Raw genomic sequence first — 25,053 nt, 5'->3', positions numbered from 1 at the left:
CTTGAGAAAAAAAACACCCAGAGGACATGGCTGATTGAAGAAGGTTTAAAAATAAATACATTAAAAACAATGAGATAGTACAGACTGATAACACCCCCCCTCACAGGCTCACCCTCATTCAAAAGCTCTTCACAATCATCTCACATTCAAAAAATATCATTATTTTTCATGCAAATAGGAGGAATGGCAAGATAACTCCAACTTTAAGATATATCTTGACCCACGACAGTGTCGGGGATACCTTTAAATTATTAAACAGCGTAACAAAGAGAATGCAGTCTGAGAGAGAATAAAGACCGATAAATGAAAAAAATATACGCCATTCATGCACCGCCTAAAAAAAATCACGCCAGGCGTGGTAAAACATTCAAGAATGAAGAGTTGCTGCTGTTGGTTCTTTATTTTATAAAAATTAATCCGGCGCACGGCTATGGAATAATAAAATCAATAGAAAATTATTCCATGGGCGGCTACGTGCCTAGCGCTGGTGTGGTCTACCCTACTCTCACCATGTTGGAGTACTTAGGGTACGCAGAGACACAACTGATTGATGAAATTAGGAAAAAATTTTTCATCACGGACTTGGGTGAGAAACATCTCGCAGAAAAAAAGTCCGCTATCGATACTATTTTGGAGAAGCTAAAGGCGTTGGTCGCGGAGAAAAATCCGGTGAGAAACTCTGAGATTTATTACGCCTTAGAAAACCTAAAAATAATAGTAAAAATTAAAATGCGTAATGAATGCATTAATCGTGAAGACATTGAGGAAATCATTGAAAGCATTCAGGAGGCAACGCACAGAATTAATGAAATCTAAAATTTCATTACCGGCCACGCCCCCACTGAATTAATACGCCTGAATTTTGGATACCAACGCGCTCGGTATGAGAATAATTGTCTCAGGGGTCTCTGTGCGCAAAAACAACTCACTCTATTTATTTTTGGGATCCTGCTATGCCATTACGAATTTTATGCATTTTAACCCTTATCGGATTAAGCGGCTGTCATGACGCGAATTCACCTGATAAGAAAACCGCCCTCGTTCAGGTTGGCGTCGTCACCTTAAAAAGTCAGCCATTCACTTATACTAGCGACCTTACGGGGCGGACTACGGCGACGTTAACCTCAAGCGTATTGCCGCAAGTTGGCGGTATCATTCAACGTCGCCTGTTTAAAGAAGGGGATGAGGTAAAAGCAGGCCAGCCGCTGTATCAAATTGATCCCTCAAGCTTCAAGGCAACCTATGATCAGGCGGCCGCCACGCTGCAAAGTGCCAAAGCATTGGTTATTGCCGACTGCCAGCAGGCCAGACGCTATTCTATTTTGGTCAAAGAACAAGGTGTTTCACAGCAAAACGCCGACAACGCCACCGCAACCTGTGGTGAAGATAGAGCCAGCGTCGCCGAAAAAGCAGCCGCGCTTGAATCGGCCAAAATCAACCTCGGCTGGACACGCATCACCGCGCCTATTTCGGGTCGAATCGGCATTTCAACCGTGACACCGGGTGCTCTGGTCACCGCCGACCAAACCACCGCCCTCACCACGATTACTGCGCTGGACAGCATGTACGTTGACTTGACCCGCTCTAGCGTGGACCTGCTACAGCTGCGTAAACGTGCACTGGCAACCAACAGCAGCACGTTAGATGTGACACTGACGCTGGAAGACGGCTCGGTTTATCCCGAAAAAGGCAAGCTAGAGCTGACTGAGGTTTCAGTCGATGAAGCTACCGGTTCAGTGACGCTGCGCGCCCTCTTCCCTAATGGTCAACATATTTTGTTGCCGGGTATGTTCGTTCACGCCAGCGTGGATGAAGGCGTCATTGAAAATGCCATTTTGGCACCGCAGCAAGCTATAACCCGTGACCCTAAAGGTAACGCCACGGCGATGGTCGTAGATGCAAATAATAAAGTCGTCGTTCGCAACGTCATAACCAGCGCCACTTCAGGAGAAGACTATCTCATTGTCAGCGGCCTACAGGCAGGCGATCGCGTGATTGTTGAAGGAACGACTAAAGTGAGTGCCGGCGAAGTTGTTAAACCAGTAGAAACTCGCTTGAGTGCAACCTCCTCGACCACACAAGGAGCGGCATGATGTTTTCAAGCTTCTTTGTCCGTAGACCTGTTTTTGCCTGGGTTATCGCGCTGCTGATTATGATGGCCGGGGTTATTGCTATCAAATCAATGGCCGTAGCACAGTATCCCGAAGTGGCACCGCCGTCTGTACGTATTAAAGCCACCTATACCGGTGCCTCGGCACAAACCATCGAAAACAGCGTAACGCAGGTTATCGAACAACAGCTTACCGGACTCGATAACCTACTTTACTTCACCTCGACCAGCAGTTCATCCGGCACGGTGCAGATAACCGTCAGTTTCAAATTGGGCACTAATCCCGATACGGCACAGGTGCAGGTGCAGGACAAACTTCAACAGGCTGAATCGCGCCTGCCGGAAGAAGTACAAGAAGCCGGTATCACCGTCACCAAGTCGCAGTCCGACTTCCTGATGATCGCGGCGCTGTATGACAAAACTGACAAAGCGACCAGTAATGACATCGCTGACTGGCTGGTCAGTAACATGCAGGATCCCCTGGCGCGTGTCTCAGGCGTGGGCAGTCTCAACGTTTTTGGCAACCAATACGCTATGCGCATCTGGTTGAATCCGACCAAGCTGGCGTCGTACAACCTAATGCCTTCTGACGTTGAAACGGCTATTACGTCACAAAACATTCAGCTTTCTGCCGGTAGCATTGGGTCCGCCCCCACGTCTTCCACGCAGCAGATTACCGCCACGGTGCAGGCAGAATCTCGTTTGCAAACGCCAGAACAGTTTCGCAATATCATTGTTAAGAGCGAGGCCGATGGATCGGTAGTGCGAATTGGCGATGTCGCGCGTGTTGAAATGGGCAGTCAGGATTACATTGCCTCTTCACGACTCAACGGCCATCCTGCCGCAGGCCTTGCCGTTCAGCTGGCCGCTGGGGCCAACGCGCTGGATACCGCCAATGCGGTCAAGGCGACCATCGATAAGTATCGAAGCAGCATGCCCGCCGGTTATGACGTTGCCTATCCGAAAGATTCTACGGAATTTATCAAACTGTCGATTCAGGACGTGGTGGAAACACTGCTGATCGCCATTGCGCTGGTGATTGCAGTGATGTACCTGTTTTTACAAAATATTCGGGCCACGCTCATTCCCGCCCTGGCAGTTCCAGTCGTGCTGCTGGGCACCTTCGGCATACTTTCCGCGCTCGGTTACACCATTAATACCCTGACGCTGTTCGCCATGGTGCTCGCCATTGGGCTGTTAGTGGACGACGCCATTGTGGTGGTTGAAAACGTCGAGCGCATAATGAGTGAGGAAGGGCTCAAGCCGCGAGCCGCCACTGAAAAGTCGATGAAAGAGATCTCCGGCGCACTCGTGGCGATCGCCATAGTACTTTCGGCGGTATTTCTGCCAATGGCCTTCTTCGGCGGCTCTACGGGCGTTATCTATCGCCAGTTTTCGGTGACCCTGATTTCTGCCATGGCGCTGTCGGTGGTGGTCGCGCTAACCCTGACGCCGGCACTTTGTGGCACGATACTGCGACACAGTAAACCCCATACCCAAGGCTTCTTTGGCGGTTTTAACCGTCTCTATTCCAGCACCGAACATCGCTACAAACAGGGTGTATTAAAAGGACTGCGCCGCCCGAGCATCATGATGGTGGTTTATGCCTTACTGGCCGCAGGCATGGGCTTTCTGGTCATGCATCTGCCAACCAGCTTCCTGCCCAATGAGGATCAGGGACAGGTGATGGTGCAATTCACCCTGCCTGCGGGGGCATCAGTCAATCGCACCAATCAGGTGAATACTCAGGTGACAAACTGGTTTTTGAATCATGAGAAAGCCAATACTGACGCCGTGTTTTCTATCACCGGTTTTAACTTTAACGGCAACGGTGACAACGTCGGCATGGCCTTCGTGGCGCTTAAAGACTGGGACCAGCGCACAGGTGCGGCCAATACCGCCCAGGCGATTGTCGAAAGAGCCAACCGCGACCTGTCCAAAATTAGCGATGCCAAGGTAATAGCCATGACGCCGCCGGCGGTTTCAGGCATGGGGCAAAGCAACGGCTTTACCTTTGAGCTGATGTCTTCCGGCGGCACCAGCCACGATGAGTTGCTTAAAATGCGCAACCAACTGATCGCAGAGGCCAATAAAAGCCCCGAGCTTCAGTCAGTGCGTGCCGCAGACTTGCCGGAAACCCCGCAGCTACAGGTGGACATAGACAATAATAAAGCCGTCGCTCTTGGGCTGGATCTGAGCGACGTAACGGCAACGCTGAGCAGCGCCTGGGGCGGCACCTATGTGGATGATTTTATTGATCGAGGTCGCGTGAAAGAAGTGTATATCGAGGGTGACATTCCGTTCCGCTCCCAGCCGAGTGACCTTGACAAGTGGTTTGTTCGCGGCACCAACAGCAGCGGAGTTACCACTATGACCCCCTTCTCTGCCTTTGCTACCACTCACTGGAGCTATGGCCCGCAGTCACTGGCCCGCTACAACGGCGTGACCGCGTTTGAAATAGACGGAGAAAATACCGACGGCTACAGCTCAGGTGCAGCAATGGACAAAATGGCAGAGCTGGCGTCTCAATTGCCGAAAGGTTCTACCTTTGCCTGGAGCGGTTTATCGCTGCAAGAACAGCTGGCCAGTGGTCAAACGGGCGTGCTGTATGCCATTTCAATCATGGTGGTATTCCTCTGTCTGGCAGCGCTGTATGAGAGTTGGTCGGTGCCATTCTCGGTTATTTTGGTCATTCCTCTCGGTATTTTAGGGGCCTCATTGGCCGCATCACTGCGTGGATTAAATAACGATATTTATTTCCAGGTGGCGCTGCTGACTACCATTGGGCTGTCGTCGAAAAACGCCATTCTGATCGTTGAATTTGCCGAAGCGGCAGTCAAGCAGGGAATGAGTCTGTCTGCGGCGGCGATGTCGGCGGCAAAAACGCGTCTGCGTCCGATCCTAATGACCTCGATTGCGTTTATCGCGGGCGTAATGCCGCTGGCCCTTTCAACGGGCGCTGGGGCAAACAGCCGTATTGCGATTGGCACCGGCATTATAGGCGGTACATTAACCGCTACGCTGCTGGCCATTTTCTTTGTGCCCCTTTTCTTTGTGCTGGTGAAACACTTATTCACTCGCCCTGATGTGAACGAGGAGTAACGTATGTTTCATCATAAAAACACTTACCGTCTGAGCATCGTCACTCTGTCAATGCTGTTGGCAGGCTGTATTTCACTCGACCCGCACTATCAACGGCCGACAGCGCCAGTTCCAAAGACCTGGCCAGTTCAGGGTAAAAATGCCGCTGCCAAAACAGTGCTTACGGATTGGCAGCACGTGCTGACCGATCAACGATTGAACAAAGTGGTAGAACGTGCGTTGGTCAGCAACCGCGACCTGCAACAGTCAATTGCTGATATTGAGGCGGCCCGGGCGCTGTATGGCGAGCAGAACGCCTCGCTGTTTCCGACCGTTGACGCCAATTTAACCCATACCCGCAGCCGAACGACTTCTGATGGCCTTAGCAGTTCTTCAGAGGCTAACGGCGCAGTCAGCAGCTTTGAATTGGATTTGTTTGGTCGTAACCACAGTTTGGCGCGTGCAGCAAAAGAGACCTGGCTTGCCAGTGAAGCCACAGCACAAAATACCCGCATCACGTTGGTGTCAGAAACCAGCACGGCATGGATTACGCTGGCGGCGGATAAAAGTAATTTGGCGCTCGGACAGCAAACTATGACCAGTGCGGCCGACTCGTTACGTATTACCCAACTACAGCTCAAAGAAGGCACCGCCGCCGCCGGGGACGTAAGTGAGGCAATGACCACGTATCAACAGGCTCGCGCCAGCGTTGCCAGCTATCAGACGTTGGTTGCACAGGATACCAACGCGCTTAACCTGTTGGTGGGTGAAACAGTGCCGCAAAGCCTGCTTCCCGGCACCATCGAAAGCCTGTCGCCGCAGGCGATTCAGACAGTTCCCGCAGGCGTGTCTTCGTCGGTATTGTTGCGTCGCCCGGACGTCATCGAAGCTGAACATAACCTGAAAAGCGAGAACGCCGATATAGGCGCAGCGCGGGCAAATTTCTTCCCGACCATCTCGCTCACGGCCAGTGCAGGCGTCGGCAGCAGTTCACTGTCTAGCCTGTTTAGCCACGGCGCTGATATCTGGTCATTTGCACCCAGCGTTTCGCTGCCGCTGTTTACCGGCGGCAGCAACCTCGCCCAGTTGCACTACGCTGAGGCCGAGAAAAAGGGCCTGATTGCCGCCTATGAGAAGGCAATACAAAGCGCCTTCGAGGATGTGGCAAACGCCTTAGCCCGCCGAAATACGCTAGATGAACAGATGGACGCACAGGTTCAGGCTGTCGCCTCGGCGCAGCGCAGTTACGACATTGCGCGACGCAGCTATCAGGTTGGCAGCGGCGATTACCTCACCGTGCTTACCGATCAGCGCACGCTGTGGTCTACTCAACTTGACTTGGTATCACTGCAACAAACCGATTTTGAAAACCGTATTACACTGTGGGAATCAATAGGGGGTGGGCTTCAGTGACACAGTGCTCTGGTTGACACATTTAGCTAGCGCCTGCGGTGCCATTTCCCCCACCCTAACCCTCCCCATAAATAGGGAGGGGATCAATTTACCCCTTCTCGACCCAGAGGGTTTGCGGGTTAGTAAACTCACGAAGTCCAAAGTGCGAAAGCTCACGGCCAAAACCGCTTTTCTTGACGCCGCCAATCGGTACGCGCGGGTCGGAAAAGCTCGGAGAATTGATGAACATCCCACCGGTATAAACCTGCTTGGCCAGATTTTTCGCGGCTTCAATGTCGCGGCTCCACAGACTGCCACCCAGTCCAAACTCAGAGTCATTGGCCATGCGAATGGCGTCATCCGCGTCTTTCGCCGTGATAAGCGAAGCCACCGGACCAAACAGCTCCTGTGTAAAACTGGTCATTCCCGGCTGAACATTACCCAGCACCGTGGGAGCATAATAGTTACCCGTGCCTGCAAGCGGCTCACCGCCCAGCAGCAAGGTTGCCCCCTCTGCCAACGTGGCTTTGACCTGTCCATCTAGCTCGTCACGCAAATCAAAGCGCGCCATCGGGCCGAGATAGGTCGATTCGTCACGTGGGTCACCCATTTTAAGCGCCTGAACTGCGGCCACAAATTTTTCGGTGAACGCCTCCATTATTGATGCTTCAACAATGATGCGTTTAGCGGAGATACAAATCTGCCCGTTATTCATGAAGCGCCCGGCAATCGCGCCCTTCACCGCCGCGTCGATATCGGCATCGGCCAATACAATAAAGGCGTCGGAGCCGCCAAGCTCCATCACACATTTTTTAAGCGCGGCGCCCGCCATTGAGGCAATGGCCGAACCCGCACGCACACTGCCGGTCAATGTAATGGCGGCGATTCTGTCGTCTTTAATACTTGCAGCAACGGCGGCATTATCTGCGTTGTAAACGTCAAACAGGCCCTGTGGAACGCCCGCTTTAGTGACAACGTCACGCAACAAATATGCGCTTCCCATTACGTTAGGTGCAGGTTTCAGCAGATAACTATTTCCGGCCAGAATAATCGGCACCGCACCGCGTAACACTTGCCAAATTGGGAAGTTCCACGGCATGACTGACAATACCGGCCCCAGCGGCAAATAGTTTACCCACGCTTTATCATCTTCAACCAGCGTCGGTTCTGCCGCCAGCATCGCCGGACCGTTTTCGGCGTACCAATCACACAGTGCCGCACTCTTTTCAACTTCAGCCAACGCTTGAGTGACCGGCTTGCCCATCTCTGAGGTCATCATTTCTGCCAGCGCAGAGGCGCTGTCACGCAAACCTTGTGCCATATTTTTCAGCAAACGCACTCTGTCGCCCATCGAGCTGTCTTTCCAACGATTGAAGGCAACCTGAGTGCCTTGTAACGCCGCATCGACTTCCTGAGCAGTGGCAAACGGATAGTGTTTCAGCACTTCACCGTTAGCCGGATTACGAGAGGTTGCGCCCGCTCGAGCGGTTGTTGAATGGGTCATTTGAGCCACCTTTTTAATGAGGGATCATGCTGTCTGTCTTCAATACTAGACTTGTGAAATGCTTTTTTAAAATGAATAATAATGAAGATAATCATCTCATTTTGAGAAAGAATGACGCGGAGATAGGATACTTATGGACCTTACCCAACTCGACGTTTTTGTCGCCGTGGCAGAAGAAGGCAGCGTGACTGCCGCCGCCGACCGTCTGCACCGTGTACCTTCAAACATATCAACAAGAATCAAGCAGTTAGAAGATGAACTTGGCACCCAACTGTTTCATCGTGAAAAGCTGCGCCTGCACATATCCGATCCTGGTAAAACGTTTCTGGGTTATGCCAAACGTATTTTGGCGTTGTCTGAAGAGGCTAAGCAGAGTGTTTCAGGGCATCATCCAAACGGAATTTTTACCCTAGGCTCAATTGAGAGCTGCGCGGCGGTACGCATCCCACCAGTCCTAACACGCTACCATCAAGCCTATCCCGAGGTTGAATTAGACCTCTCAACCGGTCCTTCTGGCGATATGATTGACGGGATAATGTCAGGCCAATTCAGCGCCGCCTTTGTCGATGGCCCCCCCAAACACCCTGAAATCGAAGGGGTACCGGTTTTTGATGAAGAAATGGTGCTGATTTCGGCGTTAAACCACCCGCCTGTCACGCGAGCCCGAGAAATCTCGGGATCGACTATTTATGCTTTTCGCGCTAACTGCGCCTATCGCCGACTGTTTGAAAACTGGTTTGCACAAGATGATGCGGCGCCGGGCAAGATTTATGAGATGGAGTCCTATCACGGCATTGTTGCCTGTGTCACGGCGGGCAGCGGGCTTGCGCTGATCCCTGCAAGCATGCTCGATGCTATGCCGGGTAAAAGCGGTGTGAAGGCCTATCCATTAAGTCGTCAGGCAGGGAAAATAAAAATTTGGCTGATGTGGCGCAGAGGGATGGCGGCGGCGAATTTGAAAGCGATGGTTACCCTGCTGGAGGCAATGCACGCCGAGTGACACATTCACAAACAACTGGTTACCTCTGGTAGCTTGTAGTTCTGCCCCACAAAGATGTAATGTTATAACATATCAATAAGCGGGTTGTTATCTTATAATTCTCTAAGGGGTTGGGATGAAAGGCAAGTTAAAAGTAATCGCTGCGGCAGTAGCTTTGGTAACAGTTTATGGCGGGGAAGCAGCAGCCTCTTCAACCGTGCTGCACGCAGTGGGCGTTGAAAATCAGTATGCTGATGTTATTTCTCAAATTGGCGGCAAATATGTAGAAGTGACGGCAATCGAGACCGACCCGAATACTGATCCCCACACTTTCGAAGCCAGTCCGAAGATTGCCGCCGAAATCGCTCATGCAGATTTAGTGGTAAAAAACGGGCTGGGTTACGACGCATGGGCGAATAAATTCCTTGCCTCTGCACCCAATGCCGCGCGCAAGGTGATTGACGTGCAGCAGCTGTTGGGCCTGCCGAATAATACGCCTAATCCGCATCTGTGGTACAAACCGGAAACTATGCCCGTCGTAGCAAAGCAAATTGCCGCCGATCTTAGCGCGTCATTGCCCGCTCAGAAGGCTTACTTCGAAGCCAATGCCAAAAAGTTTGAAGCCTCTCTCGCACCTTGGCACGCGGCCCTTGCCGAGCTAAAAAGCCAGTACGCCGGCACCGAAGTTGCGGTGACTGAACCGGTAGGTGACTATCTACTGCAGGCCGGTGGTTTGAAAATTGCTACGCCTTTCAATCTTGAAGCCGCCATTATGAACGGTACAGACCCGGCACCGCAGGACGTCACGGCGCAAAACGCACTGTTTAGCGACGGAACTCTTAAAGTGTTTGTTTATAACCAACAGGTTACCGACCCGTTAACCGAAACATTCCTTAATCAGGCTAAATCCCACCACGTTCCTATTGTCGGCGTGTATGAAACAATGCCGACCCCAGGCTACACCTATCAGAGCTGGATGTTGGCAGAAACCAAAGCGCTTATCAGTGCCTTGAAAGACAAAACCTCAACTGAAAGCCTGTTGGCAAGTCACTAAGATGGCAACCGAGGATGGCGGCGTGCTGGTCGCAGAAAATCTCAGCGTTTCATTTTCTGGAAAATCCGTGCTAAAGGGGGTGAATTTCACGCTTAAAGCCGGTGAATTCTGCGGATTGATTGGTTCTAACGGCTCGGGTAAGACCACCTTGCTCAGAACCTTGCTCGGCTTTCAGCCTATCGACAGCGGCAGCGTGATGCTTGACGGCAAGGTGGGAAAGGCAGGTATTAACTCTGTGGGATACGTTCCGCAAAAAATCATGCTTGATGCCGAGATCCCCCTGCGTGCCAGAGATCTCGTGGCGCTAGGGCTTAATGGGCAGCGCTTGGGATTTAGCCTGAATTCAAAGAAAGTTAAACAGCAGGTTGATGCCATGCTCAAAGAGGTGGGTGCAGAAGCATTCGCTGATAAGCGTATTGGTAATCTTTCAGGCGGCCAGCAGCAGCGAGTGCTTATCGCTCATGCTCTGATCCGCCGTCCTCGTTTATTGTTACTCGACGAACCCCTGGCGAATCTTGATATTCGTAGCGTGTCTGAGATTGTGGCGCTGTTGCGCCACCTTTCACGCGCCCATCAGGTCACTATTCTTCTGTCAGCGCATGATATGAATCCGCTGCTGTCATCCATGGACAGCATCGTTTACCTCGCCAATGGCCGTGCCGCAAGCGGAAAAACGGATGACGTGGTGCAAAGCCGCGTGCTCAGTGAACTCTATGGCCATCCTATTGAGGTTTTACGCGTCATGAACCGTGTACTGGTGATTGCCGCCAACGCCTCAAGTGAACCATGCGCCCTTTCTATGCCTGATGAAAACCTGATGAAAGCATGATTTTTCTATGAATTCCCTGATAAATTTCTTAATAGAACCCGGTTTCTTCACCAGTGCACCGGTTCATACCGCGCTCATTATTGGCGGTGGTACCGCTGTCGTTTCCGGCGTGGTCGGCGTTTTTACCGTTATTCGCGGTCAGTCTTTTGCAGGGCACGCACTGGCAGACGTCAGTAGCGCGGGCGGTGCACTCTCTTTTTTATTGGGCATTAATCCCCTGATTGGTTTGCTGGGCATGGCGCTGATCGCCTCCTTCAGCATGGAACTGGTTGATATTCGTCGCGCCCGTGAGCGTGACCTGATGACCGGTATCGTGCTGGGTGCAGGGCTTGGGCTGGCGGCGTTGCTGCTCTATTTCGACGTCACCAGCCACAGCACCACCGGCGCGGCCATTACCGTGATGTTTGGCTCAATGTTTGCCATACCTTCTTCAATGATACCGCTGGCCCTATGGCTTGGGGGAGGCGCGCTGGTGGTTATCGGCATTATTTATCGCCCCCTGCTGCTCAGCTCTCTCGACAAAGAGTTAGCCGAAGTGTTGGGCATTAATACCCGCCTCGTGTCACTTATTTATCTGTCGCTGTTATCACTGGCGGTAACGCTTTCCGCCATGACAGTCGGCGCCGTGCTTTCAACTGCCCTGCTGATTGGCCCGGCGGCTATCGCGCTCAGGCTCACCCATCGACCGTATACCGCGGTTCTGCTCGCCGTGATTATCGGCCTTGCCGCAACGTGGGGCGGTATCGCGCTGGCTTACGACAGTTTTTACTGGACGCCAGGTCATGGCTGGCCGGTCAGTTTTTTCATTGTGGCGCTGATTTTCATCGCCTACCTGGCCGCTACTCACCTAATTCCCATCAGGAAGCAGTAACATGTTCTCCAGTTTTATGATTAACACTTGGGTCGTCGTGACATTGGTGGCAATTGTCGCAGGTTTTGTCGGGTTTTTTATCGTGCTGCGCGGTGCCTCGTTCGCCGCTCACGCCCTGCCCCTTGGCACTTTCCCCGGTGCCGCGCTGGCCAGTTTACTGGGTATAAACAGCTTTATAGGGCTGATTACATTTGCCGGTCTCGGGGTATTAGGCATCAATCAACTGGCAAAAAATGGCCGTCACGAAGTGGCAACTGCCCTGACGCTGGTGATGTTGTTAAGCCTCGGCACGGTATTCTTAAGTATGAGCAGCCAGTATTCACAGCAGGTGTATGCCTTGCTATTTGGCGAGGTGCTGGGCGTAAGCCGCGCTGAACTGCTGCCCGTTGGCATCGTCAGCCTGCTGGTGATTGGCCTAACCGCGAAGCTGTTTTACCCGCTGGTAATAAGTTCAATTTCGGCGGAATTAGCCGAAGTTCAGGGCATTTCAGCTAAAAATATGGAGCTGTGGTTTTTGGCTATTTTAGCGCTATCAACCGCCATGGCGTTGCCCGTGGTCGGCGCGCTATTGGTATTCAGCCTGATGGTCGGCCCCGCAGCGGTGGCTCGCACGTTAACTTCGCGACCTGTAGCGGCTGTTTTACTCTCGATTGCTATTGCCCTGTTAACCGTCTGGCTCGCAATCGCGATATCTTATGAAACCAACTGGCCAGTAGGATTTTTTGTCGGTGGATTTGGGGCAATTTTTTATGGCATCGCCAAGGGATATGCTGCCCTGCGGGGCAGCTAGAAAGCGCAAGGATATCTGCTGTTAAGACACTTCTTCATGAAACGCGGCGGTTCTTTTTTTCCAATAGGCCGAGGTGCGTATGGCATTGATGTCGTGACCTTTATCGTCAACAAAAATGTTGCGTAGCGCCTTGATAATGGAGGCTTCAGCCGCACACCATACAAAACCTTCACCTGCCGCAAGTTGATGATTGTTAGCCCATTCTGTTAGCTGTTCAGGGGTGTCAACCCAAATAATTTCGGGGTTTGCCCGTGAGCTAAAGGTGAGCCTGTCGTGCTTGTCGGCAGCCAGGGCAACGACAGTAACGCGGGTACCCGCCGGTAATTCTTCCAACCGACGGGCAATGGCCGGAAACGCTGTTTCATCACCCAACATCAACTGCCAGTCATAATCCATTGGGATAACCCGAGAACCACGCGGACCGGCGATCAGCGCTTTGTCGCCGGCTCTAACATTCTCTGCCCACTGGTTGGCCGGCCCTTCTCCGTGCATGGCGAATTCTATAACCAACTCTTTTCTAACATTGTCGTATGAGCGTGGTGTGTAATCGCGCATCGCCGGCTCGGCCGCGTCGGGATTAACAATAAATTTTATGTGGTCATCAAATGATGCACTGATAAAATCAGCCAGCGAATCACCGCTGAGGGTGATGCGTTTAAATCCCGGACTGATTTGTTCAACGTTCACCACGTCAAGCTGGCGGCGTTTGATTTCATGGCGAATGAGCTGCACGCGGCTGATGGATAAATTGTCGGTCATGGTAAAATTGTTCCACTTGGTTGATAATATCAACAATCTAAATGAGAATAGGAGACATTGTCAACTAATGAGTGAATCCCACAATGACGATGTGCTGTGGATAATGCATATGATTATGCATCGCTATCGCGCCAAACAGTTTGAGCTTCTGCGTGATGGAAACTATGACATTACCCATATGGAAGCCAAGGTTTTAAGCTACCTGGGGCGTTATCCGGGCGCAGTTCAGGGTGATTTGTCACGTTTTATGGAGCGAGATAAAGCCCAACTTGCAAGGCTTATCAAGGGCCTGCGAGACAAAAGCCTGTTAACCAGCGACCCCGACGCAGTCGACCGTAGAATTATGCGTTTAACGCTCACCGAAGCCGGACGTGAGGTAAAAAAAATTATGCATCTACAGGGGCAAGAGCTTAAAAAGGTCGCCATTGAGGGGCTGAGTGAGGAAGAGCATCAGCAGTTGCTCAGCCTTGTTCGTCGCGTTTACGATAATTTTGAGCAACAGTAAACACGCCGGGCTGTAGGTTAAAACGCCAAAAAAGAGCATAAAAAAACCTATGACTTAACAAGTCATAGGCTCCACAACTGGGATAAAAAATCACATTCGACAAGACCGGGGAGATCTCAACAACGTTACTGCTCGTACTTCAGGAGAAAATCATCTTACCGCTTACTGCTTGAGCTGTTAAATTAGCACAGCTCATTCCAATAACTTTGACGCAACAGCCGCTGATATTGACTACTTCTGGCGATACCAGGAAGGGTCAATATTTCCGAGTTCGATACCATATAAAGATCCTGTTACAAGAAGCGATTCAACCAATCGTGAACTATCCGCAGGAGACTTTGAAAAGAATGTCGCAGAACATCGGCGCTTAATGCTTTGCCACAAAGAATTGGTGGATAATTTTTTAGCCATCACACACTCCTTATTTACCGATTCGTTTGGGGCGTATTCCCCGTCGACTGGAAACAGTAAACCAATAAACGGCCACCAATTGAACTAATCCTTTTAACTTTGCTTATCTGTAAAACGGCATAACGCCACTTATAACCCAGAAAAATATATTTGATACTTATTTAAACCCTCCAAACTATTTATTATGTAGGCATTTACTTTAAAAGTATCTAACAGCATAAAAAGAGAATCAACAGATACAGGCTAACTTCACACTGTACCTAATATTATCTTGCCGTACATTAATTAAGATGTGAGACTTCATAAGTCAACCAACGTTGACTAAAGTCGAAAGCCAGCCTTTTAAAATAAACTCACTGTATACTTCATAAATACATCAGGCTTTAGCCATGCAAGCCTGTATATAATAAAGGATTTGTCCATGCCAAATAATATCATGCGCATTATGGGTCATATTGGGAGAATTGCTTCTCGAGTCTACCCTGCTGTTAATCAACTTTTTATGAATGATATACAAGTACACAACACCTACCGTGTGCCTCTCAGCAGTTACCAAGACACGCTTGATAAAGCGCTAAAGAAATATGGAAAACTCGACAAACCTGATAGCAGATTAATAACTAATCCCTGTTTTGATGGCTCTCATCCCAACATCAAGAATAATAAAATTGACGAGATCAAAATGCGACGTGAAAATATTCTTTGCAAAAGCAATAAGCTACTTTCAGAAATAAAAGAGTTAATTGAAATTACTTCATCCTCACAGAGTGAACCGTCTTCACCAAAGCGTAAACCCAACTCTGACGTGCTAATAACACCTGAAACACTCCATGATGATTTCTTAGCGTGTATGACTTATGTGGTGACCTATAATCGTCTACTTGCCACCCTTTCAGGCAATACAATCATTCCACCCAAGCTTATTAACGCCAAAAATGAGCTTCAAAAACTGTGTGGCATATTTGAAGAATTGCAGTTAGAAGCGCGTGAACAGACTTAATAATATAACCTGTTGCGGCATTGCATGGCGCCAAGACCACAACAGGTTATCGGTATTTTGTTAAGTCATGACTCCCGACGTAGGCGACGTGAAATCACATTCCCTACAGATTGAAGACCTTGAACCACAATAATCAATACCACGGCGGTGGAAACTGTGGCAAAGGTATCAAAGCGCTGATAACCGTAAGTAATGGCCAAGTCGCCTATTCCGCCGCCCCCCACGGTGCCGGCCATCGCGGTCGCGCCAATCAGGCCAATAGTTGCAGTAGTCAGCGCCAGAACGAGCGAGGCCAATGCTTCGGGCAGCAAAAAATGCCAAATTGCCTGCATCGGCGTGGCCCCCATAGATTTTGCTGCCTCAATAATGCCCGGATTAATTTCCAGCAGCGAGCTCTCAACCAGACGCGCGATATAAGGCGCAATAAATATGATTAATGGCACAATGGCACCCGCAGTACCAATAGTGGTATGTACCACCAAGCGGGTAAACGGGATGATAGATATCATTAATATGATAAACGGAAGAGAGCGAACAATATTAATAATCGGGTTGATTACGGTATAGAAAAATCGGTTATTTACCAGTCCACCTGGACGAGTAATGACCAATAAAATACCCAGCGGCACGCCAAGCAGTGAGCCTATCAGCAGAGAAACGCTCACCATTAATAGCGTGTCCTGCATCGCGGCAATAAACTGATCTAAAGTAATAGCGGTCTCAAACATTAATGCAACTCCTCTACCCGCACGCCGCAGCTTTGCAGATATCCGATAGCATTGTGCAGCAGGGCTGCATCACCGGTTAACTGGATTATCATAAACCCAAGAACGGTTTCCTGAACTTCTGACATGCTGGCGAACAGAATATTAAACTCTACAGCGTAAGTTTTAACCATCTGATAAATCACTGGCTGTCCCGCAGTCTCGCCTAAAAACTCTAGGCGATAGCGGCGAACGCGGTGAGTATCAACCGGCGGCGAATCGATACTTTCTGGAAGGCTGTCGTGAACCAGCGTACGCACAAAATTTAGCGTGGTGGCATGTTTGGGCTGGCCAAAAACGTCGAGCACGTTGCCATGTTCCACTATGCAGCCATTTTCCATCACCGCCACTTTATTGCAGATTTTTTGGATCACTGACATCTCGTGCGTAATCACCACTAACGTGACGTTAAACTGCTGACTGATGCGCTTTAGCAGCACCAAAATCTGCGCGGTAGTTTGCGGATCCAGCGCCGACGTAGCCTCGTCGCAGAGTAGAATCGAAGGATTGGTGGCCAGTGCGCGCGCAATGCCAACGCGCTGTTTTTGCCCCCCGGACAACTCCGCTGGGTAACTGCCCGCGCGCTCTGCCAGACCGACAACCTCCAGCAATTCGTTAACCCGTTCGCTAATGAACGCCTTGCTTTTCCCGGCCAGAATCAGCGGAATAGCGACGTTTTTCCACACAGTTTTCGACTCAAGCAGATTGAAGCCCTGAAAAATCATGCCAATGTCTTTTTTCATTTCTCTAAGTTGCTTCGGGTTGAAGTCGCCAATAACTTGGCCCTTAACCACCACTCTGCCCGAGGTGGGTGCTTCAAGCGCGTTGATAAGGCGCACTAAGGTACTTTTACCCGCTCCGCTGTAGCCAATAATGCCGTAAATATCCCCCTGTTCAATTTTTAAATTGATATTATTAAGTGCCTGTGTAGTTTTACCTTTACGTTGAAATACTTTATCAACGCCCTGTAACTCTATCATTTCCCTGCCCCAATAAATAATGCATAACCATCGACTCGCCAGCCTGACCAGCAAGTCGGCTATATTTTTATTTTAAATAGTCTGGTAGCAGGTAGCCCTGATACTGCTCATTGGACAAGATATAGTGTTTAAACTCTTCCGAGTGATAACCGGCGATAATATCTTTGGCAAACTGCGCATCTTTATTCTTACCCGCAATGGTCACCACGTTAATAAAACCTTTAACTGGATTTTCAAGTTTGAGCGCACTGTTGAGTTTTATTCCGCTGGACACGGCAAAATTGCCTTGAATAGCGCCGTAGTCAACGTCCGGCAAGGCACGAACCTGTTGCGCATTGTCCATTTCTTTAAATACCAGCTTATACGGATTTTCAGTGATATCTTTTTGCGAGAAGGTCGCTGGGTCTGATTTAGGGGAAATTTTTATCCAGCCTAGATCTTGAAGCAGCAGTGCTGCACGGTATTCGTTCGAGGCCTGATTGGGTACCGAGATGGTTTGACCAGCTTTAGGAGTTTCATCCTTAAGGTGTTTATTGGAATAGAGGCCCATTGGTGGCGTAGGAACTTGCACGATACCAATATTATTAATGCCGAGCCGTTCATTAATAGCCTGCAAATAAATAGGATGCTGCATGATATTGCCGTCGATAGCACCGGTATCAACAGCATTATTAACCTGAATGCCGTCGCTAAAGTCCTTATAAACCAGTTTGTAACCTTTCGCTTGTAGAAAAGGACCTACGCCCTTGGCAAATTGCTCTTGATACGGTCCTGGATTAAACCCAAGGGTGATGGTTTTTTTAGCATCGTCTGCGGCGTGTCCGGCTGAACTTACCGCCATTAATAATAAAGATGCCAAAACCTTAATCTTACCTGTCGACATAAAAAAAGCCCTTTTTGATTGTTTATCGTCTAGGGCTATCCAATCATATTGATTCACGCGAGCTAAACAATTAAAACAGAATAGCTAAGCCATTTATTATCTAATAAATGGCTTAAGCCGCATGTTTAGTCAGGAAACGAGAATATCAGCGTAAAAACGCTCAGCCACATCAGGATGCGAGCGCAAACGCCCTTTTAGGTAATTCCAACCAACGTCGCGCAGCAGAGGGTTTTTCGGGTCACTTTCCGGGCCATTTGCCTGCGCCGCCAGCTCTGCTGGCAGTTGGAATACGGGCACTATTGCGTCAAGTCTAGCGCCGAGGAAGAAGGCCAGCGACAGACGCTCACTTTTAACAGGCGGAGCTATCACACGGTGCACGGTTGCGCGAAGATATCCGTTAGTCGCCAACTCAAGCAGTTCGCCAATATTAACCACAAATGAGCCTTCAATAGGCAATGCGTCTACCCAGCGCCCATCTTCAACTTCAACCTGTAATCCCTTCTGTCTGTCTTGCAGCAGGAAGCTTAAAAAACCAGAATCTTTGTGTGCGCCCACACCCTGATTACTTTCGTCGGCACCTCTTCCCGGATAACGAATCAGCTTAATATGCTCATTGGGTTTATCACCATACAGCGGGTCAAAGGCGTCTAGCGGAAGAGACAGCGACTCGGCAAAGGCACGAAGAATTTTCAACGACATGGCGGTCATGGCTTTTTGCCAGTTTAACAGCAGCGGTTTAAGCTCGGGCAGCGTTTCAGGCCACTGATTGGGTCCCTGAAGTCGTGACCAGGCCGGTGAGTTTTCGTGCTGCACAATGGGTAAACGTTCAGCCCCGAGATCAAACTGTTCACGCCAGTCTGGCTGTCCACGCGTAAGCTCGGAGGCGGCGCGATTGTAACCACGGAAATGCTTGGAATTCACCATGGCAACGCGGTCTTTTTCTGGCTGAGGCAGCGCGAAAAATTGTCGAGAAATGCTCTGTACCTGAGATAGCAACGTTGAATCAATACCGTGGTTTATAAGGTAAAAGAAACCAATATCCCGTGCGGCAACGCGAAGTTCCTTAAGAAATTCAGCGCGTTCATTCGTACTGCCGTCGAGTTTTGACAGGTCAATGAGGGGAATTGTTGAAGCAATAGAATGAGACATAACCTACTCCATAGTTAATCTCAGTAAACTCTATCACTGCAAAACAGGCGGCCTAAAGGATTTAAAGTGCATTACTTATGCAGCTATATTTATAAATACAGATGATGTTAAGTCACATTTCATTTCAAATAGAGAGGAAATGAAGCATCAATATTGATATAACCTCATGATTTCATCACTTTTCATTGTTAATTCTTGCTAGGTAATCAGAAATTCCTCACGAATTTAATGAATACTCAGAATGCTTACTGACACTCAGATCCTTATTTACAGCAGGTGAATACATGAACCGTCGTAATTTTATCATCGGGGCCAGCGCAGTATTTCTTGCTGGATGCGTTAACGCAAAAAAACGGCATCTGAGCGAACCACAGACAGCGGAATCACTGCGACTCTGGCCTTCAACACCGCCCGGCGGCGGTGGACCTGATGGACCTATGAAAATAAGTCAGCGTGGGGCCGTAAGCAACGTAAGCACTCCACACCTCACCGTTTATCAGCCCAAAAATCCTAACGGCTCGGCCATGCTGATTGCCGCAGGCGGGGGTTATAAGCGTATAGAAATGGAGTCGGAGGCGCATCCCGCCGCGCAATGGCTTAGCGAAAGGGGTATTACGGCCTTTGTACTCACCTATCGTTTACCGAACGAAGGCTGGCAGGCGGGTGCAATGGCTCCTTTGCAGGATGCACAACGTGCGCTGCGGTTAATTCGTGCGAATGCCAATAAATATGGCATCCGTAAAGATAAGCTTGGCGTTTTGGGTTTCTCGGCCGGTGGGCATTTATTGGGTATGGCCTCGGTGCGGGCTGATTTTCAGTCCTACTCGGCAATCGACGAGATTGACAACCACAGTGCAAAACCAGATGTGAGCGCGCTTATCTATCCGATAATTACGCTCGAAGCCCCCTATTCGGATACGTCAACGGCGCATATTCTGGTTGGCAGGCACGCTGACGAGCGAGAGGCGGCGCGGTGGTCAGTACAAAACTTTGTCACACCACAGACGCCACCGATGTTTTTAGCGCAGGCCAAGGATGATCCAATATCCAATCCTATGAATACCGTTATCATGAAAGAAGCCTGCGATAAAATGCATGTTCCCTGTGAACTGCATCAGCTCGCCAGCGGCGGCCACGGTTTTGGTATGGGCAAACCCGGTACTCCGACTGAAATCTGGCCGCATTTTTATCGCGACTGGTTACAGCGTGAAGGCGAACTGAGTTAAGCGTTTACTGCCCCGTAACCCGCGACTGCTGGGGATGAGAAACAAAGATGCTCACGCAGGCCAGTAATGCCAGTACACCACCCAGAATGAACGCTGCGGCGGTACCCTGCGTATCGGCCAGCACGCCACCAAAAAAGGCACCACAAGCCAGGGCAATCTGAAATACGCAAACCATCAGTGCCGAACCGCTTTCAAACATGGCAGGCGAGGCCTGATAAATCCAGATATTAAGACAAACCGGCAGCGCACCAAATGCCAACCCCCAAAGAATAACCAGCGTCGACGCGGCGGCAACGCTGCTGCTCACCTGCGAGGCGATTAACACCGAGAGTGCCAGCAGTAATACGTTGCCTAAAAATGCACGCCTCACGCCAAATTCTCGCACGGTCACTTCCGTGAGGAAAGTCCCTATCAGACCGGCGACACCGTAGCACATCAGCAGTAGTGAGATATCAGATGCAGACAACTTTACCTGGAATCGCAGCCAAGGCTCGAGGTAGGTGTAAGCAGAAAATTGTGCGGAGGCCATGAAAACACCAATCATCAGCCCTCTACGCACGCCTTTGATTTTTGCCACGGTTAACAAAGAGCCTAACCCCAGTGAATTTTTTGCTGGCAGGGAAGGCAGTGCAAACCATTGATAGATGAATACCGCTACGGCGAGAACCGTGTTCATAGTAAAGGCCATGCGCCAACCGAAAAGCTCGCCGATAAAAGCACCCGCAGGCACGCCTGCTACCGTTCCCACGGCAACACCGGCACTAATCAGTGATATAGCGCGAGCGCCCTGCGCTTCACTCACCATTCTTCTGCCCGCGGGAATAGCAAAGGCCCAGAAACCGCCCACACCAAAACCTAGGATAAAACGCCCCAGCAACAACACGGGAAAACTGTGAGCAAACATAGCGATAGCATTTGATACGATGATTGAACCTGAAAGGATCAGCAAGAGTGTCCGGCGATTCAACCTTCGGGAGAAAAGCATTAACAGCGGAGCAGCCAGGGCCGCGACTAGGCCGGGCAGCATAATCGCCCATCCAGCCTGACCCTCGCTAACGCCAAGCGCGTGCGCAATGGGTGTCAGCAAGCCGATAGGTAAAAATTCGGTGTTAACCAGAATAAAAGTCCCGCACGCCAGCGATAATACCGCCAGCCAGCGGCGCATTGACGAGGTTTGTGGTTCAGACTCAAGAGTTGTGCATTCAGACATTATTATTATTTCCGCAGGTATTTTGCGGTTATCAAACGTGATACCCGTCACAACGTCAAGCAGCCTCAGCACATATTGTCACGTTATCTCACACTCAGACATCTTTCAGTCGCGTCCTTTACACCGCCGCTATGCCCTGCCAGGCGAATTTTGCACCGTCGCTAAGGTTGTCACTTACTTTAAAATACACAAGTATGTTGTAACTAAAAACCGTCAAAAGACTCTTTCGTGCACCAAGATTGTCGTTTTTTTCAATTTCGCTCGGGAGATTGCCTATTTTTCAGCCAGCCAATAATTTCTTCACAAAATGCCGCAGGCTGTTCGAGCGGGATCATATGTCCACAGTCTTCAATCACCCGCAGTTCAGAGTCAGGAATATTTTCCTGGAGTTCCGTAGACTCCAGCAGGCTGCGCATACGGTCGTTTTTGGCCGCAATAACCAGCGTTGGGCAGTGGATTTGTGCAAGCAGTTCAGTATCTGCATTGCGGTCTAGCCGCGACTGGCGAACAAAAACGTCATAGCCAAGTCGCTGCCCCATTGACTTCAGGCGCTGTAGCAACTCAGGGTCGCGGCTGCGGTCTTGATGGAGTGAATGGCCGAGTGAAAGGTTACTCAGGCCATTATAGGAGTGTGGTGAGACGGCATCAGCGGCACTGGCCTTGGTGCGCCGCTGCTGCTCTGAGTCGGCACGGCTCGAGGTGGCAGCCAAAATCAACGACGTAACGCGCTCAGGAATACGTTGAACTATTTTACGGGCGATATATCCCCCCATCGAAAATCCGAGCAACGCGAAGGTCGGCGGGCAGTTTTTGATGATCTGCTCCGCTATCTCGTCCATGCTTTCACCCCGATCCAACTGGGCAAAAGTCAGTACCGCGCCGTGGCGTTGCAAAGGCTCGACAATGTCATCCCACAACCGGTCATCGGTCATATACCCAGGGATCAGTACAATATTACCCAACGCCATAATGTTATTCATTCCCTTAACTCATTCAAATATAGCTTTATATAGACTTATGCTAGGTTCTCGGTCAATGAAAATCCACGGATTGGCATTTGTGGGCTGTTGGCGCAGTCAGAAAGGTATCGCGCCGGAGGTTTGCCCTGCGCTTTACGAAACATAGTGACGAAACTGCTGGCGCTTTCATAGCCCAAATCCAGGGCCACAGTTTGCACGCTAGCCCCCTCAGAAAGCTTCTGCAACGCCAGTATGACGTGCAACTGCTTGCGCCAACGATGCACGCTGACACCAACCTGACTGGTAAAAGTACGCGTCAAGCTGCGTTCACTCATGCCAATCCGCCCCGCCCACTCTGCCAAAGTAGACTTGTCGGCAGGATCTTGCAGCATACCGTCGGTCAGTTGACGCAGTCGATTATCGCGCGGCAGCGGCAGGTATAAATCTTCCACTTTTGCTACGGCAAGCTGATCGAGCAGCACGTCGATCATTTTGCCTTCAGGGCCCTGTTGGTCATAAAGCAACGGGAAATGTGCAGCGTGCAGCAGCAGCTCACGCAGTAAAGGGGTAACAGAAAGCGTACAGCAGGTGGTCGGCAGATAAAGATTGGCATCCGGCTCAACGAACAGGCTGTAGCACTGATTGACACCCGTACCTCGCGCGGAATGCATAACCTCGCTGGGGATCCAGATAGCACACTGCGGCGGCACCACCCAAACACCCTGCTCCAACTCACAGCTAATAATGCCTTCCAGCGTATAAATAAGCTGCGCTTTACGGTGACGATGCATCGCTTTTTCCCACGCACCGTTGGCCCTTGAAGCGCCTAAGGCAACCACTGGACGGTCAATATCATCGATTGCAACACGATCGCAATCATTGGTCCCACACTGAATGATTGGCATTGTTGTTTAAGATTCCGTTAAGGTTTGGCTGATTTGATAAATAATATGGCTGAATTGCGCATTGTAGTCCAGCGTGAGGAGTGGCTAAATGTCATCCTTCAACGGGGGAATCAAAATATGTATCACGAAAGTATTGTCAGTGAACTGTTGGATTGGATTGAACATAACCTGGATCAGTCCTTAACATTAGATACCATTGCCGCGAAATCGGGCTACTCAAAATGGCACCTGCAACGCCTGTTCAAAAGTTTTACCGGTCAAACGCTGGGGACTTACACTCGCCAACGCCGCCTGACGATGGCAGCTACCGAACTAAGATTGACGCAAAACTCGGTTCTGCGCATCGCCGATAAATACCAGTTTGACTCTCAGCAGACGTTTACCCGCACTTTCAAAAAGCAGTTTAACACCACCCCTGCGGTTTATCGCCGCATGGAAAGTTGGCCAAGTCAGGGTCTGTGCCCGAAAATTGAGCTGGAGGAGAGCGATACTCAGGCTATTACTCAGCCGGTTGCAATTTTTGAACCGCAACAGCCAAAGCCGGAGTTCGAGTGGATGGGAATAAAGCCTGCGCCAAGCTATAACTGTCAAAAAACCGCCTGGCCGAAATGGATAAGCCCTCTAGACGGTGTCACCTCAAAATCCTGCTAATCAGTGGGCATGGGAGAAAACTTTTTATTCTCCCGGCCCCGCTGCACATCTCAGTCATTTAGTGGTATGAAAGCCTCGATCATATTCATGCGATCGCGCTCAATAGCCGTTTTTTGCATGCATTGGGCGAAGGCGTCGGTGCCTTTCTGATAGCCATATTGCGAACAACGCTGCCGGTCCTGATGAAGCTGCATATTCTGTAAACCACAGCCTGATAGCAAGGTTGCTGCGCTGAGCATAACGGTAACAGCAATCATTTTTACGTTCATCATCTTTCCAGCTCGTGAGGTTATGAGGAAAAACAAACGCGATTTTTCAGAGGGTTAACTGGAGATTATTCCGCTTTAATCACGTTTGTTTTAATGTGATTAGGGAGAAATGATAAGTAAAAGTGGAATGTATTAAGGTTTAATCAAGGTTTAAGGCAGAACATTACCGCAAACAGACTAGCTACTTATCACGTAGTAACCTCGGTTTGCGGTAATTTTTTGCCCCGTATATGCCCCTTAACTTAGGTCAGCTAGTAATCATCTTAGAACCCATGAGTTATACCGAAAACCAGGCGATACAAAACTCCTGTCTCGTATCGATATACCCCCCACTCCTATCTTCTTACCACAGCGGAATCAACCCAAAAAACAGCTTATCCCGCTTATTTATGAGCTTATTGTAAGCAATACACCTGTTCTGAGTAATCGGAGTTCATTATCAATATTTAAAATCATTTTATGGTCTATCGTTAATATTCCATCTGGCTAGAGATGGAATAAAGTGTTCCCTTGAGTTATGAATTAGTTTGCCCGTGTTCATACGGGCTTTTTTTTCCTTTCACTACTTCAAATAAGTAGTAAACTATCGAGTTCAAAAATTTAGAATCATAAATTTGTGAGTGATATTGCAAGATCAACAATGAGTAGAATAATTCATGACTTAATGTCACCCACCACTATAATAGTTGCAACTCTATGAATTTATTATTTTTTATTTTCAACTCACTCCTTTTATCTTTCCTCTAGAATCCTTTCTGCGAAAATCTTATCT

General features: G+C 49.7%; 24 protein-coding genes. 13 read left to right on the top strand and 11 right to left on the bottom strand.

Annotated features, from left to right (window positions below):
* Positions 1-303 precede the first annotated feature (303 nt).
* The 4 genes from BS639_RS21950 to BS639_RS21935 all read left to right on the top strand — a co-directional run bounded on the left by BS639_RS21950 (position 304) and on the right by BS639_RS21935 (position 6,604).
* The gene (locus BS639_RS21950) at positions 304-816 is read left to right on the top strand and encodes a PadR family transcriptional regulator (protein ID WP_084984315.1); all 513 of its coding nucleotides are present in this window, start codon (positions 304-306) and stop codon (positions 814-816) included.
* Positions 817-953: 137 nt separating this feature from the next.
* The gene (locus BS639_RS21945; RefSeq protein ID WP_055771821.1) at positions 954-2,093 is read left to right on the top strand and encodes an efflux RND transporter periplasmic adaptor subunit; all 1,140 of its coding nucleotides are present in this window, start codon (positions 954-956) and stop codon (positions 2,091-2,093) included.
* Positions 2,093-5,212, top strand: a complete 3,120-nt coding sequence (locus BS639_RS21940; protein WP_084984314.1) for an efflux RND transporter permease subunit — start codon at positions 2,093-2,095, stop codon at positions 5,210-5,212. Before BS639_RS21945 ends, BS639_RS21940 begins: the two co-directional genes overlap by 1 nt.
* 3 nt (positions 5,213-5,215) lie before the next feature.
* The gene (locus tag BS639_RS21935) at positions 5,216-6,604 is read left to right on the top strand and encodes an efflux transporter outer membrane subunit (protein WP_084984313.1); all 1,389 of its coding nucleotides are present in this window, start codon (positions 5,216-5,218) and stop codon (positions 6,602-6,604) included.
* 88 nt (positions 6,605-6,692) lie between these two features.
* On the opposite strand, the gene BS639_RS21930 is transcribed toward BS639_RS21935, so the two are convergent.
* Entirely contained in the window at positions 6,693-8,087 is a 1,395-nt protein-coding gene (locus tag BS639_RS21930; RefSeq protein WP_084984312.1) for an NAD-dependent succinate-semialdehyde dehydrogenase, read from the bottom strand.
* A gap of 133 nt (positions 8,088-8,220) precedes the next feature.
* Here BS639_RS21930 and ptrR point away from each other — a divergent pair, with 133 nt between their 5' ends.
* The 5 genes from ptrR (at position 8,221) to BS639_RS21905 (ending at position 12,610) form a co-directional block, all read left to right on the top strand.
* Positions 8,221-9,087 carry a putrescine utilization regulator PtrR gene (gene ptrR, locus BS639_RS21925; RefSeq protein WP_055771809.1) on the top strand — a complete coding sequence of 289 codons (867 nt, stop codon included), beginning with the start codon at positions 8,221-8,223 and terminating at the stop codon, positions 9,085-9,087.
* 115 nt (positions 9,088-9,202) lie between these two features.
* Complete coding sequence (locus tag BS639_RS21920; protein WP_055771807.1) at positions 9,203-10,120, top strand: metal ABC transporter solute-binding protein, Zn/Mn family; 918 nt, start codon at positions 9,203-9,205, stop codon at positions 10,118-10,120.
* A gap of 1 nt (position 10,121) precedes the next feature.
* Positions 10,122-10,949: a metal ABC transporter ATP-binding protein gene (locus BS639_RS21915; protein ID WP_055771804.1), complete on the top strand. Its 828-nt coding sequence runs from the start codon at positions 10,122-10,124 to the stop codon at positions 10,947-10,949.
* Between the two features lie 7 nt (positions 10,950-10,956).
* Entirely contained in the window at positions 10,957-11,820 is an 864-nt protein-coding gene (locus BS639_RS21910; RefSeq protein WP_055771801.1) for a metal ABC transporter permease, read from the top strand.
* Between the two features lies 1 nt (position 11,821).
* Positions 11,822-12,610, top strand: a complete 789-nt coding sequence (locus BS639_RS21905; protein ID WP_084984311.1) for a metal ABC transporter permease — start codon at positions 11,822-11,824, stop codon at positions 12,608-12,610.
* A 21-nt stretch (positions 12,611-12,631) separates the two neighbouring features.
* Here BS639_RS21905 and BS639_RS21900 read toward each other — a convergent pair whose 3' ends face one another.
* Complete coding sequence (locus BS639_RS21900; protein ID WP_055771793.1) at positions 12,632-13,369, bottom strand: siderophore-interacting protein; 738 nt, start codon at positions 13,367-13,369, stop codon at positions 12,632-12,634.
* A gap of 67 nt (positions 13,370-13,436) precedes the next feature.
* Between BS639_RS21900 and BS639_RS21895 the strand changes: the two genes are divergently transcribed.
* Positions 13,437-13,874, top strand: coding sequence for a MarR family winged helix-turn-helix transcriptional regulator (locus BS639_RS21895; RefSeq protein ID WP_055771790.1), 438 nt, complete (start codon positions 13,437-13,439; stop codon positions 13,872-13,874).
* A gap of 231 nt (positions 13,875-14,105) precedes the next feature.
* On the opposite strand, the gene BS639_RS21890 is transcribed toward BS639_RS21895, so the two are convergent.
* Positions 14,106-14,285 carry a hypothetical protein gene (locus tag BS639_RS21890; protein ID WP_072156381.1) on the bottom strand — a complete coding sequence of 60 codons (180 nt, stop codon included), beginning with the start codon at positions 14,283-14,285 and terminating at the stop codon, positions 14,106-14,108.
* A gap of 421 nt (positions 14,286-14,706) precedes the next feature.
* Between BS639_RS21890 and BS639_RS21885 the strand changes: the two genes are divergently transcribed.
* On the top strand, positions 14,707-15,285 hold the full coding sequence (locus tag BS639_RS21885) for a hypothetical protein (RefSeq protein ID WP_084984310.1): 579 nt from the start codon (positions 14,707-14,709) through the stop codon (positions 15,283-15,285).
* 65 nt (positions 15,286-15,350) lie between these two features.
* Here the strand turns inward: BS639_RS21885 and BS639_RS21880 are convergent, their stop codons facing one another.
* The 4 genes from BS639_RS21880 to BS639_RS21865 all read right to left on the bottom strand — a co-directional run bounded on the left by BS639_RS21880 (position 15,351) and on the right by BS639_RS21865 (position 19,061).
* The gene (locus BS639_RS21880) at positions 15,351-16,013 is read right to left on the bottom strand and encodes a methionine ABC transporter permease (protein ID WP_055771784.1); all 663 of its coding nucleotides are present in this window, start codon (positions 16,011-16,013) and stop codon (positions 15,351-15,353) included.
* Positions 16,013-17,029, bottom strand: coding sequence for a methionine ABC transporter ATP-binding protein (locus BS639_RS21875; RefSeq protein ID WP_084984309.1), 1,017 nt, complete (start codon positions 17,027-17,029; stop codon positions 16,013-16,015). Before BS639_RS21875 ends, BS639_RS21880 begins: the two co-directional genes overlap by 1 nt.
* Before the next feature lie 67 nt (positions 17,030-17,096).
* Positions 17,097-17,870 carry a MetQ/NlpA family ABC transporter substrate-binding protein gene (locus BS639_RS21870; protein WP_162287714.1) on the bottom strand — a complete coding sequence of 258 codons (774 nt, stop codon included), beginning with the start codon at positions 17,868-17,870 and terminating at the stop codon, positions 17,097-17,099.
* 171 nt (positions 17,871-18,041) lie between these two features.
* Entirely contained in the window at positions 18,042-19,061 is a 1,020-nt protein-coding gene (locus BS639_RS21865) for an isopenicillin N synthase family dioxygenase (RefSeq protein WP_084984308.1), read from the bottom strand.
* A 284-nt stretch (positions 19,062-19,345) separates the two neighbouring features.
* On the opposite strand from BS639_RS21865, the gene BS639_RS21860 reads away from it, so the two are divergent.
* Positions 19,346-20,287 (top strand): alpha/beta hydrolase, encoded by a 942-nt coding sequence (locus BS639_RS21860; protein WP_084984307.1) that lies wholly within the window; start codon positions 19,346-19,348, stop codon positions 20,285-20,287.
* Between the two features lie 4 nt (positions 20,288-20,291).
* Here the strand turns inward: BS639_RS21860 and BS639_RS21855 are convergent, their stop codons facing one another.
* The 3 genes from BS639_RS21855 to BS639_RS21845 all read right to left on the bottom strand — a co-directional run bounded on the left by BS639_RS21855 (position 20,292) and on the right by BS639_RS21845 (position 23,361).
* Positions 20,292-21,497 carry an MFS transporter gene (locus tag BS639_RS21855; RefSeq protein ID WP_084984306.1) on the bottom strand — a complete coding sequence of 402 codons (1,206 nt, stop codon included), beginning with the start codon at positions 21,495-21,497 and terminating at the stop codon, positions 20,292-20,294.
* Positions 21,498-21,748: 251 nt separating this feature from the next.
* On the bottom strand, positions 21,749-22,477 hold the full coding sequence (locus tag BS639_RS21850; RefSeq protein ID WP_228779590.1) for an alpha/beta fold hydrolase: 729 nt from the start codon (positions 22,475-22,477) through the stop codon (positions 21,749-21,751).
* Positions 22,478-22,512: 35 nt separating this feature from the next.
* Positions 22,513-23,361: an AraC family transcriptional regulator gene (locus BS639_RS21845; protein ID WP_084984305.1), complete on the bottom strand. Its 849-nt coding sequence runs from the start codon at positions 23,359-23,361 to the stop codon at positions 22,513-22,515.
* Between the two features lie 117 nt (positions 23,362-23,478).
* Here BS639_RS21845 and BS639_RS21840 point away from each other — a divergent pair, with 117 nt between their 5' ends.
* On the top strand, positions 23,479-24,012 hold the full coding sequence (locus tag BS639_RS21840) for a helix-turn-helix domain-containing protein (RefSeq protein WP_055771763.1): 534 nt from the start codon (positions 23,479-23,481) through the stop codon (positions 24,010-24,012).
* Between the two features lie 50 nt (positions 24,013-24,062).
* Here the strand turns inward: BS639_RS21840 and BS639_RS21835 are convergent, their stop codons facing one another.
* On the bottom strand, positions 24,063-24,284 hold the full coding sequence (locus tag BS639_RS21835) for a hypothetical protein (RefSeq protein WP_228779589.1): 222 nt from the start codon (positions 24,282-24,284) through the stop codon (positions 24,063-24,065).
* Positions 24,285-25,053: the final 769 nt, after the last annotated feature.

This window comes from Rouxiella silvae, assembly GCF_002093625.1.
GTDB classification, from domain to species: Bacteria; Pseudomonadota; Gammaproteobacteria; order Enterobacterales; family Enterobacteriaceae; genus Rouxiella; species Rouxiella silvae.
The sequence above is the reverse complement of the archived record's forward strand: the minus strand, read 5'-3'. Positions and strand labels throughout refer to the sequence as shown.